At 30.2% G+C, this 938-nt stretch carries 1 protein-coding gene; it reads right to left on the reverse strand.

From position 1 onward, the window contains the following. The coding region (locus RCF13_RS02970; protein WP_308140844.1) for a restriction endonuclease at positions 1 to 428 on the reverse strand (428 nt) is incomplete at its 3' end. Positions 429 to 938 lie beyond the last annotated feature (510 nt).

Genomic DNA, 938 nt, shown 5'->3' on the forward strand with positions numbered 1-938 from the left:
CCCTTGTCATTTCTTACTAATCTCATTAACTTACTTTGGTCATGGAGCCTGATTGATATACCTATATCTTTTTGCTTTTCTTTCCATTGTTTCCACCAGGTATGCTCTTCGTTAGATAGATCCATGGGAATACACAAAATCCACTTGTTCATTGAGTTCTTTTCAACCGCAGTTTTAAAAGAATCTCGGATTTGATTTTTACGTCCGTCATTTAATCCATTTAAAAAGAACTTACATTGAATAATTGTATAATCTCCATTTTCTTCATCTATAAATACATCAATTCCTCCATCACCTTGCGTGACCTTTACTCTATGGACATCTGCATCTGGATACTCATTGGAATAAATATCATAACAAATCTCTTCAAATTTATCTCTAGCACCTTCTTTTAGATTATCCCACAACCAACTAAAATCTCTCTCCATCTGTAAAACACCTCTATTATATGTAAATTCCTACAGATATGATACCGAAGGGGGAATTTATAATCAAACTATTGGTTTGAAATATAATATGACATTATTTCAAATTTACACATTTATTGAATTGCAAGAATCAACCTTTTTAAAAGTAAAGTATTAATAACTCTAAAATTTTACAATTATTAAAAGTTATTTTAGAGCTAATGCAAAATTTAAAGTGAGAATTAGTTAAAACGATATGAACCCCCCTATCTTAACAAGTAAACTAATTTCTAAGATAGGTAAACTATAGACTAAACGCTATGAGTCATAAATTAGACAGTGACAGCTTTTTCGTTCTATCATAGCCATATGTAAAACTACTGATTGAAAATTCATATATCAGTAGTTTTCTTATCAAATTTATGAAATTGAGGTGAAACGGTAAATGGCAATTTTTCTATTATTATTAGCACTTGGATTACTGCTGCAACTATTTGTAGAAGAAACTTCTTCACCATTTTGTTCGATAGC

Source organism: Stenotrophomonas maltophilia group sp. RNC7, assembly GCF_030910085.1.
Classification (GTDB): Bacteria; Pseudomonadota; Gammaproteobacteria; order Xanthomonadales; family Xanthomonadaceae; genus Stenotrophomonas; species Stenotrophomonas sepilia.